Here is a 14,730-nt window from a genome sequence, read left to right on the forward strand (position 1 = left end):
CCATGCCTGAGTACGACGACTGGGATGTTCCGGAGGACAGGGATGTTCCCGAGTACGAGGAGAATTCCCCGGCCGGGAACGACCCGGGCGACAAGCACAAGAAGAAGCTCACCTGGAAGACGGCCCTGCTCGCTCTCGTGGTCTTCGCGATCGTCGGATCGCTCGTGCAGGTGATCGCGCGCGGTGGCTTCGGTGGCGCCCTCGACACCACCGGCAACGGAGGCGGCGGCGCCCCGAAGAAGGGGCATCCGCAGGAGCGGCAGGAGGTACGGCCGCCCAAGCAGCCCAAGACCATCAAGCTGGGCAACCAGCGCATCCCGCAGGCGTCCGGCCCGATCATCGTGCTCAACCCGGGCCTGGTGACCCCCGGCGGCAAGGCGACGGTCGAGGGCGGCGGCTTCGACAAGAAGTCCACCGTGGACCTGCTGCTCAAGGCCCGGGCGTCGGACACCAAGGGCCGGGCGATCGGCAGCGTCCGGACCGACCGCTACGGCTCGATCTACGCCCGGTTCACCGTGCCCGAGTCCAACAGCGGACGGCCCGCCACCCTCGTCGCCCAGCAGCGCGGCAGCACCAACACGGCCGAGGCCAAGGTGATCACCGGCGGTGCGGTCGGCACCGCGCGGATCAACAAGATGGTCGGCCGGCCCGGCGACGTCGTCATGGTCAGCGCCCATGGCTTCCGGCCCGGCGAGTCGATCGACGTGTTCTGGGGACGGACCACCGGCACCCCCGTCACCACGCTGCACACCGACAGCGGCGGCAGCGTGGGCCGCGCGGACATCAAGGTCGGGGTGGCCCCGACCGGCAACAGCACGCTGGTCCTGGTGGGCAAGCGCAGCAAGACCACGGCGACCGCGCCGTTCCAGATGCTGGCCATGTACCCGTCGATGAAGTCCAAGCCGTACGCGCTCAAGGCCGGTCAGCGGATCACGCTGTCCGCCAACAAGTTCGCGCCCGGCGAGCGGGTGCTGGTCTACATCAACCGCAACAGCGGGCTGCCCGCCTTCACCGCCCAGGCGAACGGCATGGGCCAGATCCGCGACGTGGCGTTCAACGTGCCGTTCGGGCTCAAGGGCCGCCAGACGCTGATGGCGATCGGCGACCAGAGCCGGGCCGTGGTGCGCTCGGGCTTCACGGTGCTGCCGTACTCCCCGTCCGCCGAGCCCAGCGCCTTCGGCGGCAGGGCGGGCACCACGCTGAGCTTCTACGTCGCGGGCTTCGCCCCGGGCGAGACGGTGGTCGCGTACGCCGGGTCCGGCTCCACCGGGCAGCGGAAGATCGGGACCTTCCAGGTCGACGAGCGCGGCAAGGCGTCGGCGGTGGGCTCGTACCGGATCACCGCGGCCGACGAGAACGGCGTCGCCTTCCAGCTCATCGGCCAGAAGAGCGGCGGTATCGCCAAGGCGAGCATCAACATGTCCTCGGGCCACGGACAGAACGATTAGGTACGCCGGTGACGCCGGTGACGTCGGCGATGACGCCCGAGCGGGAACGTGGACCGGCCGGTCCTTCCGGCCGCCTCGGGGGCCCGGGCCCACGTTCGCGATAGTCCGGAGATGTACCATGCGTCCTGGAGTGTCCTATGAGTATTATTTTCGGCCCAAACTCGCGAAGAGTCCTCCAGTTCCTGACCCATATCGAGGACCTCTCCCCCGAAGAAATCGACCGGGTGGCCGATCTGTGGAAGCAGACCTCCAGCCAGACCCGCGCCGAGGGATGGGCGGAAGTCCACCGCACCACGACCGACGAAGAGCGGTACCGCATCCTCGTGGCCGCCGCCGTCGCGCGCCGGGCCGCCCTGGACGCGGCCCGGAACCACCGGCGTCACGACTGGGCCTTCTGGGCCGCGGTGTGGGACGCCGCTGCGGCGGTCGCCGTGTGCGATCGCATCGGAAGCCACTACAACGTGCTGGTCGCGCCGCTCGCTGCGGTCATGCCGTCGCTGTCGCACTGCCGGCGCGATGAACTCAGCACCCGCGAACTCCAGGGTGCCGTCCTCAAGGGAGGTGGGTAGCGATGGGTGACGACCGGATCGACGTTGTGGTGGCCGATGACGACCCGGCAGTCCGGGAAGCCCTCGCGGACCTCATCGACTCCCACCCCGACCTGGAACTCGTGGGCCTTGCCAACGACCACGAGCAGGCCGTGCACGAGGCGGTCGAGCACCACCCCCGCGTCGTGATCATGGACGTGCACATGCCCAAGGGCGACGCCCCGGGCAGCGTCCGCGCCATCCGTGACCAGGCCCCCGAGGCCCGTGTGGTCGCGCTGTCCGCCCACGGCGACCGCGAGACCGTCCTCAACATGCTCGCCGTCGGTGCCACCGGCTACCTGGTCAAGGGCACCCCCGCCGAGGAGATACTCGAGGCGATCAACAGGGCCGCCCGCGACCAGTTCTCCATGTCCGCCGATCTGCTCGCCGACTGCGCGGAGCCGCTGCGCCGCGCCGACCGCGCCTCCTGGCGCTTCGAGGACCTGGTGGGCGGACGGCTGGAGGAGTCGTATGTGGACCTGCTCGGCCACGCCCCCTGCGGAGTGGTGGTCCTCGGCTCCCGCGGCCGGATCGAGTTCGCGAACGCCCACGTACGGCACATGTTCGGCTACAGCTCGGCCGAGCTGCGCGACAAGCGGCTGCGGGACCTCGTACCCGAGCGCTACCGCACCGCCTCCGAACAGCTCATCGGCCGGGTGTTCAGCGCGCCCTCCGCGATGGCGGGACGCCGCCGGGACGGCACCGAGTTCCCCGCCCAGTTCAGCGGCGGCCACCTCCAGGGCAAGCGGGCCCGCGGCGTCGTCTTCGTCGCCGACCTGAGCCAGCTGCGGGCCGCCGAGAGCCGGTTCCGCCAGCTCATCGAGTCCTCCCCGGACGCGATGATGATCGTCGACACCGCCGGGCGCATCCAGGCCGTCAACAACCGCACCGAGGCCCTCTTCGGCTACGACCGCGACCATCTCATCGGCCGCGCCGTCGAGGCACTGCTGCCCGACCAGCCGCTGACCATCTCGCTGCGCGAGTGGGACGAGTCCGAGGAACCGCTCGGCCACAGCATGGAGCTGGTCGGCCGCCGCAGCGACACCAAGCAGTTCCCGGCCGACGTCAGCATCAGCCCGCTGCGCACCGAGGAGGGGCTGCTGACCGTCCTGACCGTGCGGGACATCACCGAGGTGCAGCGCGCCCAGTTCGTCCTGGAGCGCAGCCTGGAGCTGCTGGAGGTCACCGACCGGGACCGGCAGGCCCTGCTCAGCCATCTCGTCCACGCCCAGGAGGTCGAGCGCGGGCGGATCGCCGCGGACATCCACGACGACACCATCCAGGTGATCACCGCGGCCAGCCTCCGGCTCCAGCAGCTGCGGCGGCGGCTGCGGGACCCCGAGGAGCAGCGGGTGATGGACAAGCTGGACGAGACCCTGAAGCTGTCCCTGAGCCGACTGCGGCAGCTGATCTTCGACCTCCGCCCGTCCAGCCTGGAGCACGGCTGCCTGGCCGCCGCGCTGCGCGGGCTGCTGGAGCAGATCCGTACCGAGACCGGGCTCACCTACCGGCTGGAGGACCGGCTCGCGGCCAAGCCGCCCGCCGAGACCATGGCGCTGATCTACCGGACCGCGCAGGAAGCCCTGATGAACGTGCGCAAGCACGCCCGGGCGAAGACGGTGCACGTCCAGTTGCTCGGGCTGGACGAGGGCTGTCTCGTACGGATCGTCGACGACGGCCAGGGCTACAACCCCCTCGAAGTCGAGTCCCGCCCGGGCCACCTCGGGCTGTCCCTCATCCAGGAGCGCGCCCAGATCGCGGGCGGCTGGTGCCGCATCGAGAGCGCCCCGGGCGCGGGCACCACCGTCGAGTTCTGGGTGCCGCTGGGCGATCCGCCGGTCCCGGCCCTCGGCGCCTCGACCCTCGGCTCCCCCTCCGCGGAAGGGGAACCGGAGCCGTGACCGCCCCGGCGGAGCTGACCAAGGTCCTGATCGTCGAGGACCACCGGGTGGTCGCCGAGGGGCTGTGGGCACTGCTGGCCGAGTACGGGGACCTGACCGTGGTCGGGTGGGCCGACTCGGTCGCCGAGACCGTGCCCATGGCCAAGGAGCTGTCCCCCGATGTGGCCCTGATCGACTTCCGGCTGCCCGACGGCACCGGGGCCGACGCGGCCGCGGGCATCCGGGCCCATGACCCCTCCTGCGCGATCGTGATCCTCAGCGCCGACGCCAGCGACTCCGCGCTGCTGGCCGCGGTGGAGGCGGGCGCCTGCGGCTATCTGCTGAAGTCGGCGAGCGGCGACGAGATCGCCTCCGCCATCCGCTCCGCCGCCGAGGGCGAGACCCTGATCCCGGCCGGAACCCTGGTGGAGGTGCTGTCCCGGCACCGCGAGTCGGCGCGCTCGAGCGCCGAGCAGACCGGGCGGCTGGAGAGCCTGACCCGGCGCGAGCAGGAGATCCTCACCCTGATGAGCCAGGGCCTGGACAACCGGGCGGTCGCGGAGCAGCTGAGCATCAGCTACGCGACCGTGCGCACCCATGTGCGCAAGATCCTGGAGAAGCTGGAGGTGCGCTCGCAGCTGGAGGCGGTCGCGAAAGCCACCGAGTGGGGTTTCCGCCCCGTCGAACCGGAGTGAGGACCGGGGCCTCCCGGCCCTCCCGGCGCCTCCGCCAACCGGGGGCGGACGAATGGGGGACGAAATCCCCCGACTGATGGAATTCCGGACAGCACTCACCGGGTTTCCCTCCCGTGCGCACCCCCTGCGCGCAGCTGGACGCTCCGTTCCGTTGTTCCCGTCGTTCTCGTTCCCTGGGCAGGTGAGTCAACGTGGCGCTTCGCGTTCTGATCGCAGACGATCATGCGGTGGTCAGGCAGGGCCTGCGCATGATCCTGGGACTCGACAACGAGATCAAGGTGGTCGGCGAGACGACCAACGGCCGCGAGGCCGTACGGCTGGCCCGGGAGCTGTGCCCCGACGTCGTCCTGATGGACCTGCTGATGCCCGTGATGGACGGGGTGTCGGCCACGGCGGAGATCCGCCAGGACATCCCCGAGGTCGAGGTCGTGGCGCTGACCAGCTCCCTCGACGACGCCATGGTGATGGGCGCCGTACGGGCCGGGGCGATCGGCTTCCTGCTGAAGAACGCCGAGGCCGACGACCTGAGGAACGCGGTGAAGGCCGCGGCCGCCGGTCAGATCCATGTCTCCCCCGCCGCGATCTCCCGGCTGATGGGCCAGGTCCGCGAGCCGAGCGGCCCCGAACAGCTCACCGAGCGGGAGACCGAGGTGCTCACCATGCTGGCCCGCGGCAAGGCCAACAAGGAGATCGCCCGCGATCTGCGGATCGGCCAGCAGACCGTGAAGACGTACGTGAGCCACATCCTGACCAAACTCGGCGTGCACAGCCGGACCCAGGCGGCGGTGTACGCGGTGCAGTCGGGCCTGGTGCCGGCCGGTGAGCTGACCCCGCCCGAGGCGCTGGAGTCCACGACGAGGGAGCAGTGGTGGTCGGCGTGATCGCTTTTGAGATCCATGGGCACCGGTACGGGTGCGGCTGCGGGTCCGGCCTGGGGCGCGGCTTCCCGTTCCGGTGGCGGCGGCGCCGCGCGGCGCTCGCCGAGGTCACCGAGCAGGTCCTGGCGGGCGAGCCGGGCGACGAGGTGCTGCGGCTGATCGCCGCCCGGCTGCGCGAGCTGCTGGGCTCCGACCTGGCGCGGGTGATGGTGCTGGAGCCGGGCGACGTCCTGGCGGTACGCGCCACCGACGGGGCCCCGGACGCCATCCCCCGCGGGCTGCTGACCCCGGGCGGGTCCGCGCCCGCCCGCAAGGCGATCCGCGCCGGGCGACCCACGGTCTCCGGGGGCGAGCGCCAGTCCCCCTTTCGCCGTGTCCCGCACGACGCGGCCCTGACCTCCGTACTGGACGCGCCGCTGCTGGTGCGCGGCCAGGTCGCGGGCGTGATCGAGGTCGCGACGAGGCGCGGCGGCCGACGGCTCACCCGGGCCGATGTGCGGACCGTCCGGATGTTCGCGGAGCCCGCCGGACTCGCCGTGGCCCGGCTCCGCGGCCGCGAACAGCTGCGCCGAGTGGCCGCCACCACCGCCGCGGCCGCCGGACAGGGTTCCGTACGGCGCATCCTGGACTCCCTGGCCGCGGGCGCGGTGGCCCGTACCACCGCCGCGAGCTGCACCGTCTACCTCCTGGAGCCCGGACCGGGCGCCGTTCTGCGCATGGCGGGCGGCGGCCACGGGCACACCCCGCCGTCCCGCACACCCGCGCTGGAGGCGATCGCGGGCGCCGCGCCCGTGATCCACTGGGGCGAGGCCGGGACCGGGGAGTCCCCGGCACGCGGCGCGGTGGCCGCCTGGCCGCTGCTGCGCGGGACCACCGTGATCGGCGCGATGTGCTGCCACTTCCCGGCGGGCCGCCGCCCCGGCGAGACCGACATGACCGTCCTGGAGGTGATCGCGGGCCATGCGGCGTGCGCGGTGGAGGACGACCGGCAGCGCGCGGCCGCCCGGGAGACGGCGGTACGGGAGGAACGCCGGCGGGTCTCCCGGGAGCTGCACGACTCGGTCTCGCAGGCGCTGTACGGCATCGCTCTGGGCGCCCGTACCGCCCGTGAGCTGCTGGAACGCGATCTGGCAGCGCCGACCGGAGTGGCCGAGCTGGCCCAGCTCGCCGAGCCGATCGAGTACATCAGGCGGCTCGCGGACGTCGCCATCGCCGAGACCCGGACCCTGCTGTGCCAGCTGCGCCCCGAGTCACTGGAGGCCGAGGGCCTGGTCGCCGCGCTCACCCAGCACCTGGAGACGCTGCGGGACCGGTACGGCATCACGGCCGAGGCGACGCTCGGATCCGAGCCGGAGACCACGCCGGAGGCCAAGCACGCCCTGTACCGGATCGCACAGGAGTCGCTGCACAACATCGCCAAGCACTCCCGGGCCCGGAACGTCACCCTCCACCTGCTCAGCGGCCCCGGCACGGTCACGCTGACCGTGGCCGACGACGGCGTGGGCTTCGACTCCCAGGGCACGTTCCCCGGCCACCTCGGGCTGCTCTCGATGCGGGAACGGGCCCGCGAGGTGGGCGGCACCCTGCTCGTGGACAGCCGCCCGGGGCAGGGCAGCCGGATCCGGGCCACGGTCCCGGCCGAGCCCTGAGTCGAACCCGAGCGACATATGAGACATTGCTGCCCTCTGACCCTTGCGAATGGAGCCCCGGGTGACCGTCGTCGGGAACCACACGCGGGAACCGGACCTGCGGGCCGCGCTGGCGGCGGTCGAGGAGACCCTCGTGGAGGCCACGCGCAGCGACGTGCCGTTCATCTCCGAGGCCGCCCGGCATCTGGCACGCCCGGGCGGCCGCCGCTTACGTCCGCTGCTGGTGCTGCTGGCCGCCCGGTTCGGCGACCCGGACGCACCGGGCGTGGTGCCCGCGGCGGTCGTCGTCGAGCTGACCTATCTGGCGACGCGCTACCACGACGACGTACGGCACGAGGCGAGGCCCACGGTCGCCGTCCTCATCGGCGACTTCCTCTTCGCCCGCGCCTCCCGCCTCCTGGCCGGGCTGGGGCCGCGGGCCGTACAGCTCCAGGCCGACGCGTTCAAAGTCCTGGTCACCGGTCAGATCCTGGAGACGACCGGCCCCCGCGACGGCCACGACCCCGTCGCCCACCACCTGAGGACCCTGGCCGCCCGCACCGGCGCCCTCACCGCCGTCTCCGGCCGCCTCGGCGCGCTGACCTCCGGCGCCACGGAGGAGATCGCGGACACCCTCGCGGTGTACGGCGAGCGGCTGGGCGTGGCCCGCCACCTCGCCGCCGAACTGCGGTCCCCGGTCCACGGCGCCCCCACCCTGCCGGTCCTGCTCTCCGGCGACCCGACGGCCCCGGCCATGACCGAGGCCCGCCACGAGGTGCTCCGCCAATGCGCCGCAGCCCGCGCAGCCCTCGCCCCCCTCCCACCCTGCCCGGCCCGCACGGCCCTTGCGGAGCTATGCGACGCGGTGGCGGAGGCCACCTGAGACCGACAGCCGCCACCGCCTGCTGGCCACCCTTCAGAACCGCCGACCTCGGAACGGCCCGCGCTCAAAACGGCCCGCGCTCAGGACGGCCGCTCGCCCCGTGACAGCGCCTCCCCGAACCGCCGCAACCGGGTCAGCGCCCCGGGGTCCAGTGGCTCCCGCCGCCGTACCAGCGCCCGCGCCACGACCCGCCGCACCCCGGCGCCCGCACCGCCACACCGGCACCCCGCCGCGCGGCCACCGCCCCCGCCACCGCACCGGCAGTCGCCCACGCCGCGGCACCGGCACCGGCACCGGCACTCGCCCGCGCCCGCCCCCTCGCTCGGTCCGCTGTGCGTCTCCACCCCACGGAAACCCCGCCCGGCGCCACCCGATTCCACCCGGGGACCGGGCTACGGCGGCCACCAGTTGTGGCTGACCACCAGCATCGCCTGCAACTGCACACTCGCCGAGTAGTACCGGTCCGGCACCGGCGGCGACGCCGCCATCCACTCCCACAGCGCGTCCAGCCACTCCTGCCCGCCGCCGCCCACCACCGCCGCCACCCCGAACGGCGCGACGAACGCCCCGGACGCGCCCTCCCCGTACGCCGCGCCGTCCAGCCGGTACCCGCACCGGATCCGGCCCGGATCACCGTTCGTCGCCGCGCACATCCACCGCCCCATCCGCCCGGCGGCCGCCCGCGCCCGCGCGTCGCCGCTCACCACCGCGTCCACGCCGATCCGCCAGGGGTCGCGGCAGGCGTTCCAGTGGTGGTCACCGTCGTGTTCGCTCTCCAGCACCCGCCCAGGGGCCGGCTTCGGATCGCTCCCCGCGTCCACCACGAAGTCCGGCAGCAGCCCGGTGTCCGGCGCGTACTGCCGCTGTAGCGCCCCCACCAGCGACAGATGCGTGTCCAGCGCCTCGCCCCACCGCGGGTCACCCGTCACCGCCCGGAACGCCCTGAAGTGGCCGGGCATCCAGTCCGAGGTGCGGGAGACCTCGTCGAAGTGGCCCGAGGACCAGTCGCCCAGCTTGATCGGCCCGCCCGCCGCGGGCAGCTCCGTCTCCCGGAGGGCGTCGATCCGGCGGAGCGCCCACGCCCGGTAGCCCTCGCCCCACTGCCGGTCCGCGAGCAGCAGCCCGTACGCGATGTCCAGGTCACCGTCGGTCGCGGAATTCGCCCCTCCGACGTCCCGTCCCGCAGCGTCCTGCTGGGCGGCATGCAGATCGGGATGACCGGAGGACGGATGGGCGAGGACATACCGGAGGATTCCGTCGAAGACGTCCCGCGCATCGGGGTCGGCGCCCGCCATCAGCGCGCTGATCACCATGCCGTAGCCCTGCGCCTCGGCGACGTACGGATACGCGGCGTCGGGGGCGTACACCGCGCACGAGCCATCGCCCCGGGGCCGTACGAAATGGCTCTTCCACAGCCGGTAGTGCTCCAGAACCCGCTGGTCGGCGGCCGCCGGGTCGCCGGAGAGCCGCAGCGTACCGGGGGCGTACGGGAAGGAATGGGCGCCGAACGGAACGCCGACCCGCCCCGTCCTCATCGCAGTGGCCGCCGCCGCGCCCGCCGCGACCAGTGCACGGCCAGGAAGATCAGATCGGCCACGAACACCGCCACGCCGACGATCAGCAGATAGCTCAGCCCGTGCGCCATCGTGCCGATGAGCCCGAGCACCATCGCCACGATCACGAAGAAGAGGAAGAGAGCCACCGCGCGACCTCCCGTCCCCTCATCAGGGACAACTGACCCCGAGGACAACCACCCGCGCACCCCGTCAGCGGCGGGCGAGCCGCCGCTGACCGCCCGGGCCCGCCTGGTACGCCTTGCCGTAGTACTGGAAGATCGCGCCCTCCTCGTCGACGGGCAGCACATCGTCCATACCGAGCGACGGGGCCTTCTTCACCAACGTCCGCGCATACGCCACCTTCACGTAGCCCGGACCCACGATCGCGTCGTCCACGGGAACGAAGACCAGGCGGTGCCGGGTAGGCATCCCGGTACGGACCGTCGCCATCTCGGGCTGGTCGGTCGACGTCGACACGTAGACCGACTCCAGCGCGCCGATCTTGCGCCCCTCGTCGTCCACGACATCGCGGTCGCGCCACTCACGGATATCAGCCGGCTGGATCATGACCATCACCCTCCGCCCTGGCCACCCTCTACATCTCCAGGCTGCGCCTCGCGACGGCGTTCGACAACTGACCGAAATGATCAGGCGTGTGCCATTCGCGGAGGGGTACTCGGGCGGCGGAGGTTGATAATCATGGTCCCCCTTCTCGTGGTACTGCTTCTCGCGCTCCTCCTCTTCGGTGCCGGGTTCGCCCTGAAGGCACTGTGGTGGATCGCCGTCATCGTTCTCGCGGTCTGGCTGCTCGGCTTCATCGTCCGTCCCACGACGGGCGGCCGCAGGGGACGCTGGTACCGCTGGTAGCACACCACAAGGAAAGTGGGGCCCGACCGGATTCTCGGTCGGGCCCCACTCATACGTTCATCGAGCTTCGCTCGAACTGATCGGCCGAGTCGGCCGAGTTGGCCGGGTCGGGCCTCGTCGGGCCTAGACGAGTAAGTCCGAAGTCTCCGGGCGCATGAAGCGAGGGTCTCGTTGGTTCGTTTGTGACGACAAACCTCGAGACCCTCGCGACAGCACTGTACGTGAAGATCGATGACGCTCTGGCAGGAACGCGGCGATGGGGCCGCCCACCCAGACTGACGGACGCCGAGCTGTTGACCCTCGCGGTCATGCAGGCCCTGCTCGGCTTCGTCTCCGAAGCCCGATGGCTGCGCTTCGCACGCGCCCACCTGGCCGCCGAGTTTCCCTACCTGCCCGGACAGTCCGGCTACAACAAGCGCCTGCGAGCCGGGAACACGCTGATCAGCACATTCATCCGCACACTCGCCCGCGACAGCGACCTGTGGCACGACGACGTGTGGATCGTGGACTCCACACCGGTGGAGTGCGCCCGCTCACGGCCCACCGTGAAGCGTTCCGACCTGGCCGGCTGGGCCGGGTACGGCTACTGCCCCTCCCACTCCCGGTTCTTCTGGGGCCTGCGGCTCCACCTTGTGTGCACGCCCGGCGGCCTGCCGATCGCCTGGGCCCTGGCCAACCCCAAAATCGACGAACGCGAGGTGCTGGCCGACATGCTCACCGGCGACCAAGACCTGCTGGCCACACACCCCGGGCAGACGATCATCGGTGACAAGGGCTACGTGTCCAAGCACCTCGACGCTTTCCTGGCCGAGCACGGCCTGACCCTCCTGCGGCCCAGCTACCGCTCCCACAAGCCGCGGCCCGGCGAATACCTGCTCAAGCCCATCCGCCAGCTCATCGAGTCGGTGAACGACACCCTCAAGGGCCAGCTCGACCTCGAGCGCCACGGAGCGAGAACCCCCGCCGGCGTCCTCGCCCGTGTCGGACAACGGATCCTGGCCATGACGGCCGCGATCTGGCACAACCGCGCCACAGGCCGATCCATCACCCGATCACTGATCGCCTACGACCACTGACCAAGCCTTCGGACTTACTCGTCTAGTCGGCCAGCATCCCGCGCCGCAGCCGCGTCAGCGACTTCGTGAGCAACCGCGACACATGCATCTGGGAGACACCCAACTCGGCACCGATCTCGGACTGGGTCATCTCCTCACCGAACCGCATCTGAAGGATGCGCCGGTCCCGGTCCCCGAGCTGCTCCACCAGCGGCTTGAGGGCGTGCAAGTTCTCCACGACCTCCATCGCGGGATCGACCTCACCGATCCGGTCCGCATACGTGGTGACGCGGGTCGTACCGGTCTCGGGATCGGCGGGCGCGTCCAGCGACGAGGTGCTGTAACCATTGCTGGCCACCAGCCCGTCGAGGACCTCGTCCTCGCTCAGGTTCAGATGCTCGGCCAGCTCGGTCGTCGTCGGCGACCGGTCGAACCGCTGGAACAGCTCCTCGTTCGCCTTGGCCAAGTCGATCCGCAACTCCTGCAACCGGCGCGGCACATGCACTGCCCAGCTCGTGTCACGGAAGAACCGCTTGATCTCACCGACGATGTACGGAACGGCGAAGGTCGTGAACTCCACCTCACGGCTGAGGTCGAACCGGTCGATCGCCTTGATCAACCCGATCGTCCCGACCTGGACGACGTCCTCCATCTCCACCGAACGATTGCGGAACCGCCGGGCGGCGTACCGCACCAGCGACAGATTCAGCTCGATCAGGGTGTTACGCACGTACTGGTAGTCGTGCGTCCCCTCTTCCAACTCGGTCAGCCGGTCAAGGAAGACCTTGGTCAGCGCACGAGCGTCCTGTGGCGTCACCTTGGTCGGGTCCGCCACGGCCGGCAGCCCCACCACTCCGCACGTCCGCTCAGCCTCCCCTGCCGTCAGCTCCGACGAATCCACGGTTGCCGTGCCGTTCACTTCGCCCTCCCTGCCCATCGGCTTGTTTCAGCTGAACGAGGACCCGCCTACCCCGCATTCACACCCCCATGCCCAATTCATCGAGCGACAAAGAGAGCTCCGCAGACAACCGGGGCCCCTCCTTCCCCCCAACTGACCTGGCCACCCGACCCGTTGGACGGATTCCCCAAAGATCGCCACCCGCGGCGAACCGCTGACCTTCCCCAACTCGTCTACGACGGTGACCAGCTAGGAAAGGTGAGAACTCGATGGGTTCCATGTTCACTGTCGTGATGGCCGCCCTGATCGGCGTGGCAGTCATCTCGCTCATCGCCAAAGCGGGCAGGACCGGACCGAGGAACACCCCCCTCGGCGGCAGGCGCCGCGGCTCCAACAGCTGGTGGACCGGCGGCAGCGCCGACGGCTCCTCCTGCGGCGGAGGCTCCTCGTGCGGCGGCGGCTCGTCCTGCGGAGGCGGAGGCGGTGGCGGCTGCGGCGGAGGCGGCGGTGGCGGTGGCGGTGGCGGCTCCTGAACAGAGCGCGAGACGCTCAGCAAAAAGCCCAGGTCACACGAGGTGTGACCTGGGCTTCAGGATGAGCCGCCTAAGGGAATCGAACCCTTGACCTACGCATTACGAGTGCGTCGCTCTGGCCGACTGAGCTAAGGCGGCATGCTGGTGGTGCCTGATCGGCAACAGCAGCTTCGCCAAGTCTACACAGTCCCGGGGGGTGCTCCGTACGGGGTTCCGGGGCGGCGGACCGGGAGGTCAGGTGCAGCGGCGGTGGGTGGGGGTGGGGCCGGTGAGGAGGTAGGTGTTGATCGCGGTGTCGACGCAGCGGCTGCCGCGGGCGTAGGCGGTGTGGCCGTCGCCGTCGTAGGTGAGGAGGGTGGCGGAGGTGAGCTGGGAGGCGAGGGCGCGGGCCCAGCGGTACGGGGTGGCGGGGTCGCGGGTGGTGCCGACGACGACGATGGGGGCGGCGCCCTTGGCCCGGAGGGGGTGGGGGCGACCGGTCGGGCGGACGGGCCAGTAGCCGCAGTTCAGGGCGGACCAGGCCAGGGACCTGCCGAAGACGGGGGAGGCCTTCTCGAAGGCGGGGAGGGACGTGCGGACGTCGGCGGGGGTGCGGAAGGCGGGTGGGAGGTCGAGGCAGTTGACGGCGGGGTTGGCGTACATGAGGTTGGCGTAACGGCCGTCGGTGTCGCGCTCGTAGTAGAGGTCGGCGAGGTCCAGCAGGCCCTTGCCGTCGCCGCGCTGGGCCGCGCGGAGGGCCGTGCGCAGCTGGGGCCAGGCGCCCTCGTCGTACATCGCTGTGATCACGCCGATGGTGGCGAGGGATTCGGTCAGCGTGCGGGAGCCGCCGGTGCGGACCGGGTGGGAGTCGATGCGGCGGAAGAGGGCGCCGAGCCGCTTGCGGGCGCTCGCCACGGTGCCGGTGCCGAGGGGGCAGCCGGAGCGGTGGAGACAGTCGCGGGCGAAGGCGGTGAAGGCGGTTTCGAAGCCCGCGGTCTGGTCGCGGTTCATGCGCCGGGAGGTCAGCGTGGGGTCGAGGGCGCCGTCGAGGACGAGGCGGCCGACGCGGGCCGGGTAGAGGTCGGCGTAGGTGGCGCCGAGGAAGGTGCCGTAGGAGGCGCCGACGTAGACGAGTTTGCGGTCACCGAGGGCGGCGCGCAGCAGGTCCATGTCGCGTGCCGCCTCGACGGTCGAGACATGGCCGAGGACGCGGCCGGAGCGGGCCGCGCAGCCGCGGGCGAACTTCTTGTACGCGGCGACGAGCCGACGGGTCTCGGCGGGGTCGTCGGGGGTCTGGTCGGTCCGGGTGAAGGTGTCCATCTGCCGGTTGTTCAGGCAGGTGACGGGTTCGCTCCCGGCCACGCCGCGCGGGTCCATCGCGACCAGGTCGTACCGTGCGCGAACCGGCGCCGGGTAGCCGATCGCCGCGAAGCTCTGGAGATAGCCGATCGCGGAGCCGCCCGGACCGCCCGGGTTCACCAGGAGCGAGCCGATGCGGCGGGCGGAGCGGGTCGCCTTCTTCCGGGAGACCTCCAGCTTCAGGTCCTGGCCGGTGCCGGGCCTGGCGTAGTCGAGCGGGGCCTTCAGCGTGGCGCAGTCGAAGCCCGCGCCGCCGGGGCACTTGTGCCAGGTCAGAGTCTGTTCGTAGTAGGGCCTGAGGGCGGTGGGGACGGCCGTCGGCATGGCCGCGGCGCGCGGCGCCGAGGCTCCCACGGAGCAGCCGGAGAACAGCAGGGCGGCGCCCGCGACGGCGACGCCGATGGTGGTGAGCGTGCTGCTGCGGCTGGTGGCCATCGGCGAATCCCTCGGGTCGCGAGTGCTGGCGAGGAGTCGCCAGCGATAC

At 71.5% G+C, this 14,730-nt stretch carries 15 protein-coding genes and 1 tRNA gene; 10 read left to right on the forward strand and 6 right to left on the reverse strand.

What is annotated here, in order from left to right:
• Positions 1 to 2 precede the first annotated feature (2 nt).
• The 7 genes from HYQ63_RS20325 to HYQ63_RS20355 all read left to right on the forward strand — a co-directional run bounded on the left by HYQ63_RS20325 (position 3) and on the right by HYQ63_RS20355 (position 7,999).
• Positions 3 to 1,448 carry a hypothetical protein gene (locus HYQ63_RS20325; RefSeq protein ID WP_257231976.1) on the forward strand — a complete coding sequence of 482 codons (1,446 nt, stop codon included), beginning with the start codon at positions 3 to 5 and terminating at the stop codon, positions 1,446 to 1,448.
• Positions 1,449 to 1,585: 137 nt separating this feature from the next.
• Positions 1,586 to 2,017 (forward strand): hypothetical protein, encoded by a 432-nt coding sequence (locus tag HYQ63_RS20330; RefSeq protein ID WP_123103622.1) that lies wholly within the window; start codon positions 1,586 to 1,588, stop codon positions 2,015 to 2,017.
• Positions 2,018 to 2,019: 2 nt separating this feature from the next.
• Positions 2,020 to 3,936 carry a PAS domain S-box protein gene (locus HYQ63_RS20335; RefSeq protein ID WP_179935245.1) on the forward strand — a complete coding sequence of 639 codons (1,917 nt, stop codon included), beginning with the start codon at positions 2,020 to 2,022 and terminating at the stop codon, positions 3,934 to 3,936.
• On the forward strand, positions 3,933 to 4,610 hold the full coding sequence (locus HYQ63_RS20340) for a response regulator transcription factor (RefSeq protein ID WP_179935246.1): 678 nt from the start codon (positions 3,933 to 3,935) through the stop codon (positions 4,608 to 4,610). Before HYQ63_RS20335 ends, HYQ63_RS20340 begins: the two co-directional genes overlap by 4 nt.
• Before the next feature lie 191 nt (positions 4,611 to 4,801).
• The gene (locus HYQ63_RS20345) at positions 4,802 to 5,491 is read left to right on the forward strand and encodes a response regulator transcription factor (protein ID WP_009716830.1); all 690 of its coding nucleotides are present in this window, start codon (positions 4,802 to 4,804) and stop codon (positions 5,489 to 5,491) included.
• On the forward strand, positions 5,488 to 7,137 hold the full coding sequence (locus tag HYQ63_RS20350) for a GAF domain-containing sensor histidine kinase (RefSeq protein ID WP_179935247.1): 1,650 nt from the start codon (positions 5,488 to 5,490) through the stop codon (positions 7,135 to 7,137). Before HYQ63_RS20345 ends, HYQ63_RS20350 begins: the two co-directional genes overlap by 4 nt.
• A gap of 61 nt (positions 7,138 to 7,198) precedes the next feature.
• Entirely contained in the window at positions 7,199 to 7,999 is an 801-nt protein-coding gene (locus HYQ63_RS20355) for a polyprenyl synthetase family protein (protein ID WP_257231977.1), read from the forward strand.
• 392 nt (positions 8,000 to 8,391) lie between these two features.
• On the opposite strand, the gene HYQ63_RS20360 is transcribed toward HYQ63_RS20355, so the two are convergent.
• The 3 genes from HYQ63_RS20360 to HYQ63_RS20370 form a co-directional block, all read right to left on the reverse strand.
• Complete coding sequence (locus HYQ63_RS20360; protein WP_179935248.1) at positions 8,392 to 9,534, reverse strand: glycosyl hydrolase family 8; 1,143 nt, start codon at positions 9,532 to 9,534, stop codon at positions 8,392 to 8,394.
• Positions 9,531 to 9,701: a hypothetical protein gene (locus tag HYQ63_RS20365; protein ID WP_179935249.1), complete on the reverse strand. Its 171-nt coding sequence runs from the start codon at positions 9,699 to 9,701 to the stop codon at positions 9,531 to 9,533. Before HYQ63_RS20365 ends, HYQ63_RS20360 begins: the two co-directional genes overlap by 4 nt.
• A gap of 64 nt (positions 9,702 to 9,765) precedes the next feature.
• Positions 9,766 to 10,122 carry a PRC-barrel domain-containing protein gene (locus tag HYQ63_RS20370; protein ID WP_179935250.1) on the reverse strand — a complete coding sequence of 119 codons (357 nt, stop codon included), beginning with the start codon at positions 10,120 to 10,122 and terminating at the stop codon, positions 9,766 to 9,768.
• 132 nt (positions 10,123 to 10,254) lie between these two features.
• Between HYQ63_RS20370 and HYQ63_RS20375 the strand changes: the two genes are divergently transcribed.
• The gene (locus tag HYQ63_RS20375) at positions 10,255 to 10,422 is read left to right on the forward strand and encodes a hypothetical protein (protein WP_009716824.1); all 168 of its coding nucleotides are present in this window, start codon (positions 10,255 to 10,257) and stop codon (positions 10,420 to 10,422) included.
• Positions 10,423 to 10,604: 182 nt separating this feature from the next.
• A complete protein-coding gene (locus tag HYQ63_RS20380; protein WP_179935202.1) occupies positions 10,605 to 11,498 on the forward strand; it encodes an IS982 family transposase in 894 nt (297 codons plus the stop codon).
• 22 nt (positions 11,499 to 11,520) lie between these two features.
• Here the strand turns inward: HYQ63_RS20380 and HYQ63_RS20385 are convergent, their stop codons facing one another.
• Positions 11,521 to 12,414: an RNA polymerase sigma factor SigF gene (locus tag HYQ63_RS20385; protein ID WP_373689124.1), complete on the reverse strand. Its 894-nt coding sequence runs from the start codon at positions 12,412 to 12,414 to the stop codon at positions 11,521 to 11,523.
• A gap of 239 nt (positions 12,415 to 12,653) precedes the next feature.
• Here HYQ63_RS20385 and HYQ63_RS20390 point away from each other — a divergent pair, with 239 nt between their 5' ends.
• Entirely contained in the window at positions 12,654 to 12,908 is a 255-nt protein-coding gene (locus HYQ63_RS20390) for a hypothetical protein (protein ID WP_257231979.1), read from the forward strand.
• A gap of 64 nt (positions 12,909 to 12,972) precedes the next feature.
• On the opposite strand, the gene HYQ63_RS20395 is transcribed toward HYQ63_RS20390, so the two are convergent.
• Positions 12,973 to 13,046: transfer RNA gene (locus HYQ63_RS20395), tRNA-Thr, on the reverse strand.
• Between the two features lie 96 nt (positions 13,047 to 13,142).
• Complete coding sequence (locus tag HYQ63_RS20400) at positions 13,143 to 14,681, reverse strand: alpha/beta hydrolase (protein ID WP_179935252.1); 1,539 nt, start codon at positions 14,679 to 14,681, stop codon at positions 13,143 to 13,145.
• Positions 14,682 to 14,730: the final 49 nt, after the last annotated feature.

It is taken from the genome of Streptomyces sp. Rer75 (assembly GCF_013414305.1).
GTDB classification, from domain to species: Bacteria; Actinomycetota; Actinomycetes; order Streptomycetales; family Streptomycetaceae; genus Streptomyces; species Streptomyces himastatinicus.